This is a genomic window from Stenotrophomonas sp. YJH_SMC_73 (assembly GCF_059370155.1).
Genome location: NZ_JCAFTJ010000010.1, coordinates 106934 through 124899 on the forward strand (window position 1 = coordinate 106934; position 17966 = coordinate 124899).

A 17966-nucleotide genomic window follows, 5' to 3' on the forward strand; every position below is an offset into this window, starting at 1 on the left:
AGAATCCCTGCATGCCTGAACTGCCCGAAGTCGAAACCACCCGCCGCGGCCTGGCGCCGCACCTGCAGGGCCGCCGCGTGCATGGCGTGATCCTGCGCCGCGCCGACCTGCGCTGGCCGATTCCACCGGAAGTGGCCGAGCTGCTGCCGGGGCAGCGCATCGAGGACATCCGCCGGCGCGCCAAGTACCTGCTGATGGATACCGCCATCGGCAGCGCGGTGCTGCACCTGGGCATGTCCGGCAGCCTGCGCGTGCTGCCCGGTGACACACCGCTGCGCGCCCACGACCATGTGGATATCAGTCTGGACAACGGCCGCCTGCTGCGCTTCAACGACCCGCGCCGATTCGGCAGCCTGCTCTGGCAGCCCGCCGGTGAGATCCACCCGCTGCTGCAGGGGCTGGGCCCGGAGCCACTGGACGAGGGATTCGACGGCGACTACCTGTTTGCGCGCAGCCGTGGCCGCAGTGCGCCGGTGAAGACCTTCCTGATGGACCAGGCGGTGGTGGTGGGCGTGGGCAACATCTACGCCGCCGAGAGCCTGTTCAAGGCCGGCATCAGTCCGCTGCGCGAGGCTGGGAAGATCTCGCGCGAACGCTACCAGCGGCTGGCCGACGCGGTGAAGGAGATCCTGGGCTATGCCATCACCCGTGGCGGCACCACCCTGCGCGATTTCATCAGCCCCGATGGCGCGCCGGGCTACTTCGAACAGGAACTGCTGGTGTACGGCCGTGACGGGCTGCCCTGCCCGAACTGTGGCCGCGCGCTGAAGCACGCCACCATCGGCCAGCGCGCCAGCGTCTGGTGCAGCCACTGCCAGCGCTGAGCCGGCAGCCAGCGGCAGCTGAACGGGCAGGGCGCGTCTCCGCTGCCCGTTAACGTTTGTCTGCCTATGATGGCCGACCTTCCTCCCTGTGCCTGACGCGCCTGCATGCAACGACGCGACTTCATCCGCAATGCCTCCCTCGCCCTGGCTGCATTCGGCCTGCCGTCCCTGCCCGCGTGCGCGGCCAGCAGGAGCGGCCAGATGGGCCTGCGCCGCCTCGGCCAGCCGCAACCGTTCGACTTCGCCACCCTGAAGGGCCAGGCGCGCGCGCTGGCGCAGGCGCCCTACAAGAGCCACAAGCGGGTGCTGCCGGGCCGTCTGGAAGGACTGGACTGGGACCAGTACCAGTCGATCGGCTACCGCCAGGACCATGCGCTGTGGGCCGACCAGCCCGGCAAGTTCCAGGCCAAGTTCTTCCACCTGGGCCTGTACTTCCATTCGCCGGTGCGCATGTTCGACGTGGTCGACGGCAAGGCGCAGGAGCTGGCCTATGACGGCGCGGCGTTCAACTACGGCAAGAGCGGCATCAAGGATGGCGAGCTGCCGGCCGACCTCGGCTTCGCCGGCTTCCGCCTGAACACCCGCAAGGACACTGACCGCGACTTCGCCGCCTTCCTCGGCGCCAGCTACTTCCGCGCGGTCGGCAAGGAAGGCCAGTACGGCCAGTCCGCGCGCGGCCTGGCGATCGACACCGGGATGGGCAAGCCGGAGGAATTCCCGGATTTCATCGCCTACTACTTGGAACAGCCATCGGCTGATTCGGACACGATCGTGGTCTACGGCCTGCTGGATTCACCCAGCGTGGCTGGCGCCTATCGCTTCGCGATCACCAATGGCGACGTGCTGCTGATGGACATCGACAGCGCGCTGTACCCGCGCAAGCCGATCGAGCGGCTCGGCATCGCACCGTGCACCAGCATGTACCAGGTGGGCGAGAACGACCGCCGCATGGCATGGGACTGGCGCCCGGAGATCCACGATACCGATGGCCTGTCGCTGTGGACCGGCGCTGGCGAATGGATCTGGCGGCCGCTGCTGAACCCGCGCAACCTGCGCTTCAACATGTTCGTGGACCGCAACCCGCGCGGCTTCGGCCTGCTGCAGCGCGACCGCAATTTCGACCATTACCAGGACGACGGCGTGTTCTACGAGAAGCGCCCGTGCCTGTGGGTGGAGCCGAAGGGCGAATGGGGCGAGGGCTCGGTGCAGCTGGTGGAGATTCCCACCGTGGACGAGACGTTCGACAACATCGTGGCGTTCTGGAACCCGAAGGAAAAGCCGCAGCCGGGCCAGGAGCTGCTGGTCGGCTACCGCCTGTACTGGGGCGCCGAACCGCCGGCGCGCCCGCCGCTGGCGCACTGCGTGGCCAGCCGCACCGGCCTGGGCGGTGTGGTCGGCAAGAAGCGCGAGTACTTCAGCTGGCGCTTCGCGGTGGACTTCGAAGGGGGCGAGCTGGCCAGCCTGATCGACAAGGGTGAGGTCGAGGCGGTGGTGGAAGCCAGCCGTGGCCGGGTCGAGATCGTGTCGGCGCGCCCGCTGCGCGAGATCAACGGCTATCGCGCGATGTTCGACCTGGTGCCGCCGGAAGGCAGTACCGAGCAGATCGACATCCGCCTGTTCCTGCGCAGTGGCGGCAAGACGCTTACGGAAACCTGGCTGTACCAGTACACCCCGCCGCCGGCGGGTGCGCCGGAGCGCACGCTGTACTAAGAGAGGGTTGGGTTTGCAGGGCTTGCAGCCCTGCACCTGCAGAGGCCAGAGCAACAGCAACAGCCGAAGCAGAAGCTGGTTTCCTGAGGGTAGGCGGGGTGGGTCCGGCGGCGGGAGACGCCGTAAACCCTTCCCTGGGGGCTTGGTCGCGGCATCCATGCCGCGAACACCCCCGCCACCGGACCCACCCCGCCTTCGACAGACCTCCGCGATCTGTCGGAATTGCTCATGGGGTCAGATCCGTTTTACGAAGGAAAACGGATCTGACCCCGGAATTTCATTCGATATCTGACAGATGTGTCGACCAAGGTCGACACCTACCAACAGCCGCGGCCAACTGTCAGAGGTGGGGCGGTGTCGGAGTGCGGGGTGTCAGCCGCATGGATGCAGCTGCCAAGCTTACAGGGACGTACTTGCAGCGTCCCCGCACTCCGACACCGCCCCGCCATCACACGCAATGCCAGCTCTTGCTGTTGCTGTTGCCGGCCAGCGGCCGGCACTACTGCGGGTGCAGGGCTGCAAGCCCTGCAAAAGAACACCCCTTACAGCGGCAGGGGCGCCTGCGCCGGATCGATCCGCCCTTCACCGCGGGTGATCTTCTTGAACTCGGCACGGCTGACCGACACGTAGCGGTCGTTGCCACCGATCTCCACCTGCGGGCCATCCTTCACCGCATGGCCATGTTCGTCCACGCGTACCGTCATCGTTGCCTTCTTGCCGCTGTGGCAGATGGTCTTGATTTCCTGCATCTCGTCAGCCCAGGCCAGCAGGTACTGGCTGCCCTCGAACAGCTCGCCGCGGAAGTCGGTACGCAACCCGTAGCACAGCACCGGAATTCGCAGCTGGTCGACTACCTCGCTGAGCTGCCAGACCTGGGCCCGGGTCAGGAACTGCGCCTCGTCCACCAGCACGCAGCCCATCGGGCCGTTGGCCGCCAGATCCTGCTCCACCCAGCGCTGCAGGTCGGTATCGCGGTCGAAGGCCATGCCATCGGCGCGCAGGCCGATCCGCGAGGCGACCACGCCGGCGCCGGCGCGGTCGTCCAGGCGCGGGGTCAGGATCGCCACCCGCATGCCGCGCTCGCGGTAGTTGTGTGCGCTCTGCAGCAGAGTGGTGGTCTTGCCGGCGTTCATCGCCGAATAGTAGAAGTAGAGCTTGGCCATCGGCCAATTCTAGTCGCCACCCGGCCCGCCGTCGCGGATCTGCTGCGGTGCACCGATCTCGATGCTGGGCGCAAGCGCTGGCCGCCAGTAGTTGTCCTGCAGGCACCAGTAGTCGGCGGCCTTCCAGTAGTCGTTGTCGTAGACGATGTTGCCTGGTGTTGCGATGCCCTGCTCGTCGCCGCGGCGCTGCACGACGACCAGGGCCGAGCTCACGTAGCCGACGCGGCTGCCGGTGATCTGCCGGCGCCCGTCGCTGAGCGCCCGTTCCATGCGGGGCTTGGCTACGCGGTCGCCATAGTCGGCGTATACCTGTTGGCCGCGCTCGATCGCCTGTGCCTGCTGCAGCGGATCAAGGCGTGCCCAGTAGTGTTCCCGCAGGACCAGGAAGTCGTGGTACATGCGCTCGGCGGCCAGGTCCATCCAGATGTAGGCCATCACCGGGTCCGGCGCAGTGCCGATACCCTCCTGGTACAGCCTTGCCACCATTGCCTGGGAGAACTTGTCGGCGTAGCGTGCCGAGCGTTTGTAGTAGACCAGGGCCCTGGCGGGCTGTTTATCCTGTTCGGCCCGTTGGGCCATGCTTCGCCAGAAGAGGTCCGGGTGCGAATCGAAAAACCCTCCGGTCAGGACGGTGGGCGGAATCCGTCGCGGGGCCTCAACCGGACATTCCTTTGCGGCGACGGCAGCGGCCGTCGACAGAAGCAGCAACAGGCAGAGTGGAGCGTGTTTCGCCTTCATGATCGCCCTCCTGGCCATGGCCATGGAAAAAACCAACGTCATCGCCCCGACTTCGCCAACGCCTCGTCCTGCCATTGCCGGTAGGCCACCGGATCCCAGTAACGGGCCAGCTGGTGCTTCTCCGGTTGCAGCACGCGCGGCCCGGCATCGCCACGGCCCTGGCTGCGCATGGCGCCGTTCCAGCCGGCGCGGCTGCCGGTCTGCTGCATGCTGCCGGCGCGCAGTTCACGTTCCAGCCGCGGCGTCGCCGCCGGGTCGCCGAACTCGGCATACAGCGCGCGGCCCTCGCGCACCGCGCGCTCGCGTTCGTCGGCGGACAGCGCCTCCCAGAAGCGTTCGCGCTGCACCACCAGCCACTCGGTGCCGCGCTCGGCCGCCAGGTCCATCCACGCGTAGCCCAGGGCGCGGTCAGCCGGGCCGCCTTGCCCGTTCCAGAGCATGTCGGCCAGCGCTGCCTGTGACAGCTTGTCGCCGTAGCGCGCGGCATTGCGGAAGTCGATGCGGGCTTCTTCGTGGCGGCCCCGTTCGCGGGCCTGCATGCCGAGCCCACGGAAGCGCAGGTCCGGATGGTAGATGAGGAACTCGTGCGACTGCAGCACGATCGCTTCATAGGCATCCGTGCGCGGCGGCGGGCCGGACCCGGCCGCAGGCAGGGCCAGCAGGCCGAGCAGGGCGGCCGCAAGCGGACGGGCGATGACAGTCGGGGACATGGACCACGCTCCTGTGTTCCGGTGCCGATTCAATACCTTACGGGCGGGCGCCATGCAAGTCAGGTGGGGCTGCCGGCACCCCGCTACAATCCTGTCCCCATGCACGGTCTGAATCCTCCCCAAGCTGCCGCGGTCCTGCACGTCGAAGGCCCGTTGCTGGTGCTCGCCGGCGCCGGCAGCGGCAAGACGCGCGTGATCGTGGAGAAGATTGCCCACCTGATCGGCTGTGGCCGCTACCCGGCCCGCCGCATCGCTGCGATCACCTTCACCAACAAGTCGGCCAAGGAAATGCGCGAGCGCGTGGCCAAGCGCCTGCGCGAGCAGGACGCCGACGAGGTGACCATCTGTACCTTCCATGCGCTGGGCCTGAAGTTCCTGCAGATCGAACATGCCGCCGTGGGCCTGAAGCGCGGTTTCTCGATCTTCGATGCCGATGATGCCGCCGCGCAGATCAAGGACCTGATGTACGGCGCCAAGCCCGATGACATCGAGGACATGAAGAACCTGGTGTCGCGCGCGAAGAACGCTGGCCTGTCGCCCGAACAGGCGATGGCCGCCGCGCGCAGCAACCGCGAGAAGGAAGCGGCCAGCGTCTACGAGCGCTACCAGCTGCGGCTGACCGCGTTCAATGCGGTCGACTTCGACGACCTGATCCGCCTGCCGGTGCAGATCCTGGAAGAGAACCCGGAGATCGCGCTGGCCTGGCGCGAGCGCATCGGCTACCTGCTGGTGGACGAATGCCAGGACACCAACGACGCGCAGTACCGCCTGCTCAAGCAGCTGGCCGGTGAGAAGGGCAACTTCACCTGCGTCGGCGACGATGACCAGTCGATCTACGCCTGGCGCGGCGCCAATCCCGAAAACCTGCAGCAGATGGGGCGCGATTACCCCACGCTGGAAATCATCAAGCTGGAGCAGAACTACCGCTGCTCCAACCGCGTGCTGCGCGCCGCCAACGCGCTGATCGCCAACAATCCGCATGAGCACCTGAAGAAGCTGTGGAGCGACCAGGCCGACGGCGAACGCATCCGCGTGTGGGAATGCCGCAACAGCGAACATGAAGCGGAGAAGGTCGCCGCCGAGATCGCCTTCGTGGCGCAATCGCGCAACGTGCCGTGGAGTGACTTCTGCATCCTGTTCCGCGGCAACTTCCAGTCGCGCCCGCTGGAAAAGGCGATGCAGCTGCTGCGCATTCCCTATCACCTGACCGGCGGCACCATGTTCCTGGAGCGCCAGGAAGTGAAGGACACGCTGGCCTGGCTGCGCCTGCTGGTGAACCCGGACGACGACACCGCGTTCATGCGTGCGGTGCAGTCACCCAAGCGCGATGTCGGTGCCGGCACGCTGGCCAGGCTGGCCGAACTGGCGCAGGAAAAGGACATGCCGATGGCGCAGGCCGCCGAGGCGATCGGCGCCCTGCAGCAATTGCCGCCGCGTGCGGCCAACAGCCTGGCGCGCTTCACCGACATCCTGCGCGACCTGCGTGCGCAGATGCGCCAGGTCAGTTCCGGCGACATGATCCGCAAGGTGGCCAAGGAGTCCGGCCTGCTCAGCGAACTTCGCCAGCAGGCCAAGGAAGAAGCCAGTTACCAGCGCCGTGCCAACAACATCGAGGAACTGGCGCAGTGGTTCGAGGGCGGCCCGCGCGGTGCCACTGCGGCCGACCTGGCCGGACAGCTGGCGCTGCTGTCGCGCAGCGACAAGGACGAGGGCGGCAACCAGGTGCGCATGATGACCATGCATGCCTCCAAGGGCCTGGAGTTCCCGTACGTGTTCATCGTCGGCTGCGAGGACGGCGTGCTGCCGCACCAGGTCAGCCTGGACGAGGGCAACCTGCAGGAAGAACGTCGCCTGCTGTACGTGGGCATCACCCGCGCCAAGATCCAGCTGTGGATGAGTTACAGCAAGCTCACGCGCAAGTTTGGCGAGCACGTGCGGCTGAAGCCGAGCCGGTTCTTCGATGAGATCCCGGCCGAGGAGATCCAGCGCGATGGTGCGGACCCGGTGGCCGATGCGGCGCGGAAGAAGGAGCGGGCAAGTGCCGGGTTGGCGGCGATCGAGGCGTTGTTCGACTAAGTGGGGTCTGAACACTCCTCGTTGAGCGCAGCATTCCCTCTTTAGAGTCGAGCCACGCTCGACTATTGCGTGCCACATCGCGCCCCATCGGGCACCCACCGGCAAGTATCCACCGCACCCGATCCATCAAAACAGGCTCCGGCACGCCAGCAAGCACCTGTTCCAGGTAGTCCAATGGATGCATCTGTCGTTGCAGCAGCGCCCGTAACTGCAGAACGTCGGGCGCTCGCTGTTTCGCATCCAGTGAAACCCGCAGCAGCAAATGCTGCGAGCGCCTATCCAACCACAGCACTGGAACGTCTCTGCAGTGAATCCGGAAAGCGCCGTCTGCATGTCGTTCGACGAGCTGGAATCCCTGCCTCGGCTGTGCCTTCACGAACTGGACCGCTTGGCGACGCAGTTGCGAATAGCGCACGCCAGAGAGGCTCTGGAACGCGAGAGGTGAGGGTATGGACGGTACCGACCACTGGCGCGGTACCGCAATCACTGGGGCGAGGCACAGCGCCATCGCCACCCACGGGTGCCGCACCACTCAGCCCTCCGGCTGCAGGCGCGTGCTGGCGTGCGCGGTGAGTCCCAGCCCGGCCATGATCAGACCTTCCATGACCCGCGGGCCGACGTACTGCTCCAGTTCGCCGTTCTCGCGGGCGCGCTGAGCGGCCAGCAGGATCTCCAGCACCACGCGCAGGCCCGCCAACGAACAGTCGGTGTCGGCCAGGGCCAATCGTCGGCCGGGCATCTGATGCCGTTCCGGCCAGGGTTGGCCATCGGAAGCAGCGCCGGAGCCGATGCTGTGCAGCAGGGCAATGAGGGTGCTCGGATCCAGCGCCGGCCCGTTCGCGGGCACGTCGTGGATTGGGTGCGGGGCAGGGGAGTGGGGCTGGGTCATGGCTGGGCTCCTTGCGTGCAGGCAGAAGCCGCCACCGATAAAGGTGGCGGACGATGCATGGTTCGAAACCCCGTGTGTGGATGACCGGGCAGGCTCTAGGCCTCCACGCATCGCCCGCCATAGCCGGCCGACGGATTGCCAGCCGGCACCGCACGAGGCGGTGCCGGCTGGCAACGTGCAAACAACATCCACACAACCGGGGTTTCGAATCCCGACCACCAGTGCTCGGTGGCACGGCAAGGAATACGCGGACCTATGCGTGATGCCAATGCAGTAGGGCCGATGCCGTCATCACTTTCAACATTTTCAGAATCGTTGCATATGGTGTAACGGGGCCGGAGCCCAGCGCTGCAAGGCTATCGGCGATGTTGGTTGTGGATGCCAGCGGACTGTCGACATCCGCCCGGCGGGGTCATAAACGAGGCGGATGCGACAGGGGCGCCTGAGACTGTTTGGTCTCAGCACCTCTTCAGCGCGGCTTTGATCAGCTCCAGCCATACGGCATGTCAGGATGTAGGGATCGTCGCCCAATGGCGAGCTGACCGCCTGCTCGAGCAGGGTCCTGGCTTCGTCTGCCTGGCCGGCATCCAGCAGCGTCATGCCCAAGCGAACGCGGTTCTGCACGGTGGGCGTGCGCGCAAGTTCGGCGCGAGCGTTGCGAAGGTCCTGACCCGGCTCAATCAACTGCTTGGCAGAGCGAATGGCCTGGCGGGCGCCGCGCGAGTTGCGGGCTTCCGGGAAGTAGATCGCGAGGAAGTAGACGACACTGCCGAGCAGCGGAAACGAGAAGAGCAGGATGAGTCAGTAGAGGCTCTGGCCCGAGCGAATGGCGCGCACCGCGAAGTAGATGGCTGCCAGTACGTGGAATCCGATTCCGATATAGGGCATGTGTGCCGCCTCGTCCGTGTGGGGGTTGGCACAATAGTGGGTGTGGGGTCGGGTGCCATCGGGGGCGACCTGGCATGACGCGTCAGTTAATGAGCTCAAATCCTATGGAGAGCTATCTGATGGGGTGGTGTTGATGAAAAGGGTTTCACTCCGATATGGCTGGCGATTGTAGAAGAGCCTCAACCTCCCGATCTTGCCGCATCACCCGGATGAGCAGGCAAAAGACGCCTGGTGGCGTTTTTGGCGCATCGGTTTGCGGAAGTGCAGCAGGAAATTTGATGAATCGTGAATTCCTCACGAGATCGCCTCGGAATAGGTTGAGAGGATGTTTCACTTCTGGCTGCGGCCAATCCGTAGGAGATTGCCGTAGCTCCTGATCGGAAAATTAGTGGGTCATTACAGCTCCGCTCAATAGGGGTTTGACAACGCGAAGCTATAGGCGTAGTTCTTTGCTCAAACAGCAGCTGATTTTCCTTTCACTCCTTATCCAAGGATGTAGCGAAGATGATTTCTGCCAAGGACAGGCGGGAGGGAAAATCCCCCCGTAGTAATTATCTTAATTCGCGACTTTGCTCGATCATCACGGGCGCAGCGCTTACGTTGGGGGCTGGGTTCCACGCTTCCGCGCAAGATGGGCTCTTCAATTACCAAGAATATGAGAAGCGGATAAAGAGCGCGCAGTCGCTCGCCGCTATCTCTACCGATGAGGTGTTTGGCGATCGGACCGCAGGCTTCGACGGTAGTACGGAGTTCTTCATTGAGGACGTGTCCATTCCCGGCAATTTTGACCTTCCTGTGAGCGTCGCTCGACGCTTTTCGGTGGAGGCGACTAACCGAGGATTTCGCGATAGCGAGACCAAGGGTCTGACACTGTTCGATGATTGGGAAATCGTCGTGCCTTATATGTCGGGCGTGTGGACCAAAGGCGCTGGATGGATCACGGGTGACCAAGGGGCTCAGACCACGCAGCGTTGTTCGGTCAACACCGCGCCCTTGCTGCTGGAGACCTGGGGCTACACCGACATCGGCTTTGGCATCGATGTGAAGTGGAATGGCGGAACCGGCGAGGAACTTCTGATTGCCGATGACCCGTCCTATGCCTCTGCGCCAGGCCTTGAGGTACCCAAGTGGATGACAGCGTCCAGAGCGCGATTCACTTGTCTGTCTGCAACGCGCAACGGATACCCAGGCGAGGCGTTCGTGGGGCATACGCCCGATGGCAAGAAGTACTTCTTTGACTGGGGAGCGGAAAAGCCCTACGCCACAGCCAAGGCCGGGAGTCGCATGATGGCGCGTAAGCGCGTCTACCTTCTGGCATCGCGTGTTGAGGATCGTTATGGGAACTGGGTGTCTTATAGTTACGACGGGTACCGGCTCACCAGGATTGAGTCCAGCGATGGACGCCGGATTGACCTGAGCTACGATGGCGACGGCCGGGTGACCACAGTCACGGCCAATGGGCGAGTTTGGCGGTATGCCTATGTGGGCGATACGGAGGGAAATGACGGCGGCTTGTCCCAAGTGACACTCCCGGATGGCTCTGCTTGGACCTACAGTCATCGCGGGCGGCTTCAATCAAGCCTTCCTTTGCGTGGCGGTGACGATGGGGGCGGGTGCGAGATCCGCGCGGGCAATGCCCCTCCACCCACGCAGATGACGGTAACCTCTCCGTCAGGTGCTCAAGGCATCTTCGACTTTGAAATGGAGCTGTTTATCCGCTCTGATCCTTGCAACGGACTCCTTCCGTCGCATTACGATGCATGGTCCTTGAAGAAGCGCAGCATCATGGGGCCCGGACTGCCTTCGATGGTGAGTACGCGAGGCTACAACCTGCAGTTGCCGGGAGGTGGGCGCTGGTCCAGCCTGACCAAGCCGGATGGCACGCAGATTCGCGAACGCTATGGCGCAGATCCGGGCTTGAACGAACGAAAGCTCCTCCAAAAGCAGATTCTGGATGCGGCCGGCCAGGTGCAACGTGATGAGCTAAGCACCTACACCTTTGGTTCCGAGACAGGTCCGTTTGCCGTCCGGGTAGGACGGTCAATTGGACTTCAGTCAGGCCAGTTCTTGGCGGGCACGCTGAGTGCGCTGAGCGAGAGCCAATTCAGTCAGGATGGCGATACCTATCGCGTGGTCTACAGCGACTTCAATCGCAATGCCCGTCCGGCACGCGTGACTTACACTGGCCCCTCCGGATCCAAGGCCGAGATACGAGAGCATCTTGATACGCCCAACCCTTGGGTCTTGGATCAGGTGTTGAGCGTCAAGGAGGTTGCGTCCGGGAAGGTCACCACGCGATATAGCTATGACGCCATGGCCAAGCCGAATGCCGTCTATCGCGCTGGAGCGCTACTGCAGAGTGTGACTTATGCCGCGGATGGCACGATCAGTACAGTGCGTGACGGAAAGGGAAATACGACCCAAATCCAGGACTGGTATCGGGGTGTACCGCGACTGGTCACCAATCCTGATGGCACCACCAACAGCATGTCGGCCGACGGAAACGGGTGGATCACCTCAACCACGGATGCGCTGCAGAGGACCACGTCCTATCAGCACGATTCGATGGGTCGCGTGAAGGAGGTCCAGCCACCAGTCGATGAGAACCAGTGGACCAAGACAACCATCTCGTTCCAGCAGGTCGCGGCCGATGAGTACGGCCTTTCGCCGGGACACTGGCGAGTCGATAACGCTCAAGGGGCACGGCGTCAGGAAACCTATCTCGATGCGCTTTGGCAGCCGCTCCTGGTGCGCGAATACGATGCAAACGACATCGCGGGGACCCAACGGTGGGTCAGGAACAGCTACGACAGCGAGGGTCGCCCGATCTTCACTTCCTACCCTTCAAAGGATAGCAATGTGGCGACCGGCACCTGGACTGAGTACGACGCACTTGGGAGGAAAACTTCCTCGGCCCAGGACAGCGAGCAAGGCCTGCTGATCACGACCATTGCCTACAGCAGCAATGCTACGACTACCGTCGTTGATCCGCTCGGCCATCAGACGATTACCCGGTTTGATGCCTTTGAAGGACCGGACTATGAACGGCCTGCGCAGATCATTCGTGCCGACGGAAGCAAAGTCAGCATAAAACGGAATGCATTTGGCCTCACTACCGAAGTGGCCCAGTCCGCAAACTGAAACCACGTCAAGGATGGCATTCGTGAACACTGAAAAACTGCGCATGGCCGCGGCGGTTCTGCTGGGGCTGATGATCATCTTCCTGTGCCAGGTGGCACACGCTGACGCTTGGATTGAACTCACTGGGCCAGCCCAAATCTCCTACACGGCACCAGCAACCTATCAGTTGCAGCTCAAAAGTGGCGTCACAAGCACTGGCCCCAAAGCTGAGTATCTGGAAGACATACAGCTCACGCGCAATGGCCAAGTGATCTCCCGACTTCCGAACGGGACCTATACCGAGAACGGCCTGTCGGCGGGTACGTATCAGTATGTCTACAAGGCATTTGGCGTGCGCAACTTCAACGGCAATGAGTCTTACAGACAGCTGATCTCACCCACGATCACGATCACGGTGGCGGCACCGCCAACCCCATTTGACGGCGCGGAGTACGTTTCCGCAAGCTGGCCTAATTCGGCCGATAGAGGAACCCCGTTCAGCGGTACTGTCACCTTCCGGAACACGGGCAACACAACGTGGCGAGCAGGGGAAGGCTATCGACTGGGTCAGGCCGAGCGCTACGTTTCCGGCGCCACGAAACTCGGAATTGCCGAGGTTGCCGTACCCCACGACGTGGCTCCTGGTGGCACAGCAACGTTTGCGTTCAGCGGAGTAGCGGCCAGTGAAAACGGACCGACAACGCTCCAATGGCAAATGAACCGGAATGGTGCTCGCTTCGGTAGCACCAGCAGCGAGCAGATCTTTGAGACGACCGGAAGGCTCAATCGCGGCGTCATGTATGAGCAAGAGGTCCCGACCAGCATGGAGACCGGGCGGACCTATCGAGTCAAGCTGAAGTTCACCAACACGGGTAACACGACGTGGTCGGCGTCGGCGGGCTATGCATTGGGGTCCTGGAATCCCAATGACAATGTCCGCTGGGGCAGGGCGCGGGTTCCAATGCCGAATGACGTCAGTCCACAGCTGCCTGCGTTCTTTGAATTCGACGTGGTAGCTCCTTCATTGCCAGGTGTCTACAGCTTCCAATGGCGGTTGCTGGAAGAGGGCAAAGAATGGTTTGGTCGGGAAAGCGACAATGTTCAGGTCACGGTCAACGGGCCGCCGTCCAAGGTAATCGGCAACATCGATGGTGTCACCAGCGACGGTCAGATTCGAGGCTGGGCGTGCTCGACGGGCATTGATTCGTCGATTGACATTCATGCCTACACCGGTGGAGCCGCCGGCAGTGGTGGGACGATCTTCCTGACCGGCAAGGCCGACTTGGCGAGTGAGCCGGCCGTGGCTACGTCCTGCAAGGCTGGAGGCAATCATCGCTTCTCGCTTCAGATGAGCAACGAGCAGCGCCGCCTGCAGGCTGGGCAACCGATCTATGTCCATGGAATTTCCCCCGTTGGACAACCCAACAACACCCTTGACGGCTCCGGATCAGTTGTAGTGCCTGAGGCGCCCAGTGGCACGCTTTCCGCAACTCCGGCCACGTGCCAGATTGCATCGGATGCCCAGACCTGCAACATCACCTTGGTCTGGTCGGCCACGGATTCGCGCGCGGAGCTAAAGCGTGATGGCGGCTCGGTGGTAGGCAGTGGAGCCAGCGGCTCCGTTGTTGTGCCAATCGGTGCCGGAACGAGCCGCTTTACGCTCTCGGTCACCGGCGACGCGGTTGCCACGGCAGTTGCCACCGCCAAGGCCGCTCCTGTCGTGCCCGTCAATCCAGACAATCCGGCCCCGACGGTTGCCCGGAGATACGTCTACGACGACAACCTCCGGCTGTGCAAGGTCATCGAACCTGAGACTGGGTCGAGCGTATTCGGCTACGACGCGGCGGGGAATCTCTCCTGGAGCGCAACCGGGCTGGATTTGCCCAGCGTGACGGAATGCAATCGCGACGCGCCCCAGATTGCTTCTCGCCGTGTTTCGCGTGACTACGACGCCAGCAATCGTCTGCAGGCTGTTGTATATCCCGATGGTCTTGGGGATCAACAGCTTGAGTACACCCCGACTGGCCAATTGAAGATCGAAAAGGTCTTTAATCAGGATCGGATTGCGGTTGTCACCACTCGTACCTACAACTCACTCGGGGCGGTGACAAGTCAGAGCCGTGTGGTGGGTAGCGCTAGCGCCCGGTCCCTGGCATTTGGCTACGACCCTATGGGGCAACACATCCGTACGGACTATCCCGATGGCTACTCCGTCCGGCAGTCCTTGAACGCCTTGGGCCAGCCCGTACAGCTGCAAGATGGCACCGGCGCCGTGCTCGCCAGCAACGTCGCCTACGCCCCCAGTGGCGAAACCACCGCGCTGACCTACGGCAACGGCATCGTACGTGGCGTAATCGAGAACGCGCGACAGTTGACCGACCGTATCGTCGACGGTGGTGTGATCGATCTGAAGTATAGCTATGACGCAGCAGGAAACATCACCCAGATCCGCGATGGCGTGCGCGGCGACTCCGGGACGATCAGCCTGGGCTACGACCGCCTCGACCGGCTGATTCAAGCCAGTGCTCCAGCCTATGGTGGCAGTGGGCAATACACGTTCGGCTATGACACGCTGGACAACATCGTCTCGATGCGGTTGCCGGGAAAGCGGGAGCGTACGTTCCACTACGACGCCCGCAATCGCCTGGAGTTGCTGCGGGACCCCGGTGGCAATGGCGTCTCTGGCTTCTCTTACGATTCTGCGGGCAATCTGGTGACGCGTAACGGTCAGGCGCTCACCTACGATATAGGCGGCCAGCTCCGTTCAGTGGGAGATGTGCAGAAGTACTTCTACGATGGAGCAGGACGGCGTGCACATTCTTCAGTACCCACTGCCCCGCCCATCTCAGGCAAGGAGTTGATAAATGTTGCCCACGACTGGGAGGTGTCCATCCCTGGAGGCGATGTAGGTCTGCCGGATCTTTCGGTCGGAAATCTAGACCACACCTGGCAGTACTTGGTGGGCGGGGAGCTGATCGAATCCACCGAGGGCGAGGAAACCTCCGACTACATCTACCTCGGCAAGCGGTTGCTGGCTATTCGCACCAGCTCCGCCACGGGCAACACGCTCACCTATCTTCATCACGATGCACTCAATACCCTAACGGCGACCAGCGGCGCCAACGGTATTGTGCTGACGCGCCACTTCTGGTCGCCGTATGGTGAAGTAGATGCTGCACCTAGCGCAAAGATCCCGGGCTATTCAGGGCATCTTGCGGATTCAGATACAGGCCTAATCTACATGGGGCAGCGCTATTACGAACCCGTCATTGGTAGATTTCTGTCGGTTGATCCTGTTACAGCACTGGATCACGGAGACATGCGGCATTTCAACCGCTATGTCTATGCCTACAACAATCCGTACAGATTCAGGGACCCAGATGGCCGGTGCCCATCGTGTGATAGATTTAGCGATACATTTGCTAAGGATTCTAAGGCTTTCGATCACCCTGGCTTTATCATACCCGCATTCGTCGTAACAGCTGCAATGGCAGCTCCCGTCGTGTGGGAGCTTGGCATGATAGCCCTCGCTAACCCAGGAACAGTCGCCACTGCAGCGAACGTTGCGGCTGACGCAGCTGGTGTGACGGGCACTGCCACTGGGGGTACACTTGCTGTTCGGGCTACGCGCGGCGGAGAGAATGCTGCCGCTGCAACTGGACGCGCAGCTCACGCCGCTCTAGCCCAAAGGATTGCAGCGAAACCTGGCTGGCAGTCTGAGCCGCGAATGATTGGAGCTGACGGTAAGGTCTACAAACCTGATGCAGTCACACCGAATGGTCGAATCCTCGAGTTGAAGCCGAATACACCTTCTGGTATGGCAGCGGGCGCTCGGCAAACTGCAAATTACGAAAAGCAGCTCGGCATGCGTGCACGAGTCATCTATTACGACCCGGATAAATTTAAAAAGCCATGACAATAAAGAAACTCATTGCGCGCACAGATGAGGTCCTTGCACCCCTTGGATTCAACCGAAAGGGCGCACTTTGGAATCGCACGATTGATTCAATTGTTGAGGTTATTGATATTCAGGTAGGTAAGTCTGGCGATACTGCGACGATTAATGCCGGTGTGTTGCAAGTCGACGCCTTCGAGAAAGCATGGGGCTACAAGCCTCAAGGATTTGTGGAAGAGCCCTTTTGCATCGTGCGTGCTCGCGTTGGAGAGATCGTCAACAATCACGATCTCTGGTGGCCTCTGAATGATGACCAAACTCCAAAGAACGTCGCCATGACACTGGGAACACATGTTCTCCCTTTCTTGGAAAGGTCGCGAACTCAAGAGGCAATGGAGGCATTCTTGGAAGCCGTACATGGAAATTACCCCCTGCCGAAGATCTATCTGGCGATCCTCAAATGCCAAGGCGGGGACATTCAAAGTGCATGCGCTATTCTTCGTAAGGTGCATGAGAAAGCGCGTGGGGACTGGAGTGATAGATCCATGGAAGTTGCACGAAGGATTGGGTGTGATATCGGTTGAAGGTTCTGTAAAGTCGAGCAGGAAATACATAAGAGCCGCCTGGACAATCCCGACATTCCATACGTGCTGCTCAGCACGCCTGTCTGCGGCGGTATAGCCACTGTCGCCGAACACCCAGTCTTATTTGCCATGCAGCAGCTCATGGGTGACCGTCATGTCACCGACATCGGCCGCAGTACACTTCACGTGATGCACCAGGCCTGAAAACTCATCTACACCGATATGGACCTTCATGTCGAAGTACCACGGGTTGCCCTTGCGGGTCTCGTGCATCTCAGAATCTCCCGCCCTTGCGGCGTTCTTGGTTGAGCTGCCCCGTGGATGATGGAGGCGATCCACGATCGTGCCTGCGCGCAGGCTCTGGCCCTTTCGGGCAGGTGCGCGTTCACCGCTTCAAGCATCTTCGCCGCCAGGCCGTGTAGCTCCAGCAGACGACGGACATTGAGGATCTTGGTTTCATCCGGAATCGCATCAGGACCGCCGGGCCGGGCGAACAACCGCATCGAGGCGATCTCATGCAATGCCATGGATGGCTCCTCAACATGAGCCGCATTGTCTCTCGGGTTGCCGGCCAGCGGCCGGCACTACCCGGGTAGTTGTTCAGAGCATCCTCTTTCGCGCCATCCATGGCGCCGGTACCCCCGCGAACCCGCCCCACCCGGCCTCTGAAGGATTCCGGGCGCGTCCTACCGCGGCAACGCAGAGAAAATCAAAAGCAACAGCCGGGGGCTGGGGCACAATCGGGCTTTCTGTTGGAGGGTCTGGGCGTGCATCCGATTGAAAGCGAACGTCTGCGGCTGCGCCGGATCGATCCGGAGCGTGATGCCGTGCAGATGCTGGCGTTGTTGAACGATCCGGGCTTCGTGCGCTTCATCGGCGACCGTGATGTGCGCAGTGAGGCGCAGGCGCGGGAGTACATCGCGCTGCGGGTGCTGCACAGCTATGCGTTGAACGGGTTCGGCATGTATGCCATCGAGCGCTTGTCCGACGGTGCCTGGCTGGGCAATGCCGGGCTGGTGCGGCGGGATGGCCTGCCGGGGCCGGATATCGGCTATGCGGTGCTTTCGGAATTTGCCGGGCAGGGCTATGCCGGCGAGGCGGCGCGGGCAGTGTTCGCGCATGCACGCGGAGCGCTGGGCCTGCACGATCTGTATGGCATCACCGACCTGGACAACGTGGTGTCCGGAAAGATCCTGCTGGGCCTGGGCATGCAGGAACGCGGGGTGATCCAGCTGCCGGGCGTGGACAGCCCGAGCCGGCTGTATGCCACGCCGGGCGCGGCCGAGGTTTGATCATAGTGGGTGCCGACAGTTGGTCTGCACTGCATCGGCAGGACATCCGGTAGTGCCGGCCGCTGGCCGGCAACCCG

Annotated in this window: 11 protein-coding genes and 2 pseudogenes; 7 read left to right on the forward strand and 6 right to left on the reverse strand. The window is 62.5% G+C overall.

All coding sequences use genetic code 11. The annotated features are described in order from the left end of the window. Positions 1-11: 11 nt before the first annotated feature. Both mutM and AC5P8R_RS16355 read left to right on the forward strand, forming a co-directional pair. The gene (gene mutM, locus AC5P8R_RS16350; protein WP_169412758.1) at positions 12-824 is read left to right on the forward strand and encodes a bifunctional DNA-formamidopyrimidine glycosylase/DNA-(apurinic or apyrimidinic site) lyase; all 813 of its coding nucleotides are present in this window, start codon (positions 12-14) and stop codon (positions 822-824) included. Positions 825-929: 105 nt separating this feature from the next. Continuing rightward, positions 930-2534 carry an OpgD/OpgG family glucan biosynthesis protein gene (locus tag AC5P8R_RS16355; RefSeq protein WP_014645440.1) on the forward strand — a complete coding sequence of 535 codons (1605 nt, stop codon included), beginning with the start codon at positions 930-932 and terminating at the stop codon, positions 2532-2534. A 542-nt stretch (positions 2535-3076) separates the two neighbouring features. Here the strand turns inward: AC5P8R_RS16355 and AC5P8R_RS16360 are convergent. From AC5P8R_RS16360 to AC5P8R_RS16370, 3 genes are all read right to left on the reverse strand, one after another. Further along, positions 3077-3697 carry a thymidine kinase gene (locus AC5P8R_RS16360; RefSeq protein WP_014645441.1) on the reverse strand — a complete coding sequence of 207 codons (621 nt, stop codon included), beginning with the start codon at positions 3695-3697 and terminating at the stop codon, positions 3077-3079. 9 nt (positions 3698-3706) lie between these two features. Beyond that, the gene (locus AC5P8R_RS16365) at positions 3707-4276 is read right to left on the reverse strand and encodes an SEL1-like repeat protein (RefSeq protein WP_014645442.1); all 570 of its coding nucleotides are present in this window, start codon (positions 4274-4276) and stop codon (positions 3707-3709) included. Positions 4277-4473: 197 nt separating this feature from the next. Then, entirely contained in the window at positions 4474-5145 is a 672-nt protein-coding gene (locus AC5P8R_RS16370; protein WP_495223633.1) for an SEL1-like repeat protein, read from the reverse strand. Between the two features lie 99 nt (positions 5146-5244). Here AC5P8R_RS16370 and AC5P8R_RS16375 point away from each other — a divergent pair, with 99 nt between their 5' ends. Continuing rightward, positions 5245-7221 (forward strand): UvrD-helicase domain-containing protein, encoded by a 1977-nt coding sequence (locus AC5P8R_RS16375; protein ID WP_197574340.1) that lies wholly within the window; start codon positions 5245-5247, stop codon positions 7219-7221. 532 nt (positions 7222-7753) lie between these two features. Here AC5P8R_RS16375 and AC5P8R_RS16380 read toward each other — a convergent pair. Together AC5P8R_RS16380 and AC5P8R_RS16385 are read right to left on the reverse strand one after the other, a co-directional pair. Continuing rightward, positions 7754-8110 carry a hypothetical protein gene (locus tag AC5P8R_RS16380; protein WP_014645445.1) on the reverse strand — a complete coding sequence of 119 codons (357 nt, stop codon included), beginning with the start codon at positions 8108-8110 and terminating at the stop codon, positions 7754-7756. A gap of 504 nt (positions 8111-8614) precedes the next feature. After that, a pseudogene (locus tag AC5P8R_RS16385) lies at positions 8615-8998 on the reverse strand (hypothetical protein); the annotation flags it as partial. 504 nt (positions 8999-9502) lie between these two features. On the opposite strand from AC5P8R_RS16385, the gene AC5P8R_RS16390 reads away from it, so the two are divergent. Genes AC5P8R_RS16390 through AC5P8R_RS16400 form a run of 3 tightly spaced genes read left to right on the forward strand, consistent with a single transcriptional unit; the run spans position 9503 to position 16597 of the window. Then, positions 9503-12139 (forward strand): RHS repeat domain-containing protein, encoded by a 2637-nt coding sequence (locus AC5P8R_RS16390; RefSeq protein WP_289213838.1) that lies wholly within the window; start codon positions 9503-9505, stop codon positions 12137-12139. 13 nt (positions 12140-12152) lie between these two features. Beyond that, the gene (locus AC5P8R_RS16395) at positions 12153-16034 is read left to right on the forward strand and encodes an RHS repeat domain-containing protein (RefSeq protein WP_495223634.1); all 3882 of its coding nucleotides are present in this window, start codon (positions 12153-12155) and stop codon (positions 16032-16034) included. Beyond that, on the forward strand, positions 16031-16597 hold the full coding sequence (locus AC5P8R_RS16400) for a DUF4304 domain-containing protein (protein WP_080052954.1): 567 nt from the start codon (positions 16031-16033) through the stop codon (positions 16595-16597). The genes AC5P8R_RS16395 and AC5P8R_RS16400 overlap by 4 nt, the downstream gene beginning before the upstream one ends. A gap of 123 nt (positions 16598-16720) precedes the next feature. Here AC5P8R_RS16400 and AC5P8R_RS16405 read toward each other — a convergent pair. Continuing rightward, positions 16721-17124 (reverse strand): annotated as a pseudogene (locus AC5P8R_RS16405) (transposase); the annotation flags it as partial. Between the two features lie 240 nt (positions 17125-17364). Between AC5P8R_RS16405 and AC5P8R_RS16410 the strand changes: the two are divergent. Then, positions 17365-17889: a GNAT family N-acetyltransferase gene (locus AC5P8R_RS16410; protein WP_014645448.1), complete on the forward strand. Its 525-nt coding sequence runs from the start codon at positions 17365-17367 to the stop codon at positions 17887-17889. Positions 17890-17966 lie beyond the last annotated feature (77 nt).

What these genes read in the sequence shown, in the direction of transcription:
- mutM (WP_169412758.1), top strand. Translation starts at nt 12, where the DNA reads ATGCCTGAACTGCCCGAAGTCGAAACCACCCGCCGCGGCCTGGCGCCG.
- AC5P8R_RS16355 (WP_014645440.1), top strand. Translation starts at nt 930, where the DNA reads ATGCAACGACGCGACTTCATCCGCAATGCCTCCCTCGCCCTGGCTGCA.
- AC5P8R_RS16360 (WP_014645441.1), bottom strand. Translation starts at nt 3,697, where the DNA reads ATGGCCAAGCTCTACTTCTACTATTCGGCGATGAACGCCGGCAAGACC.
- AC5P8R_RS16365 (WP_014645442.1), bottom strand. Translation starts at nt 4,276, where the DNA reads ATGGCCCAACGGGCCGAACAGGATAAACAGCCCGCCAGGGCCCTGGTC.
- AC5P8R_RS16370 (WP_495223633.1), bottom strand. Translation starts at nt 5,145, where the DNA reads ATGTCCCCGACTGTCATCGCCCGTCCGCTTGCGGCCGCCCTGCTCGGC.
- AC5P8R_RS16375 (WP_197574340.1), top strand. Translation starts at nt 5,245, where the DNA reads ATGCACGGTCTGAATCCTCCCCAAGCTGCCGCGGTCCTGCACGTCGAA.
- AC5P8R_RS16380 (WP_014645445.1), bottom strand. Translation starts at nt 8,110, where the DNA reads ATGACCCAGCCCCACTCCCCTGCCCCGCACCCAATCCACGACGTGCCC.
- AC5P8R_RS16390 (WP_289213838.1), top strand. Translation starts at nt 9,503, where the DNA reads ATGATTTCTGCCAAGGACAGGCGGGAGGGAAAATCCCCCCGTAGTAAT.
- AC5P8R_RS16395 (WP_495223634.1), top strand. Translation starts at nt 12,153, where the DNA reads ATGGCATTCGTGAACACTGAAAAACTGCGCATGGCCGCGGCGGTTCTG.
- AC5P8R_RS16400 (WP_080052954.1), top strand. Translation starts at nt 16,031, where the DNA reads ATGACAATAAAGAAACTCATTGCGCGCACAGATGAGGTCCTTGCACCC.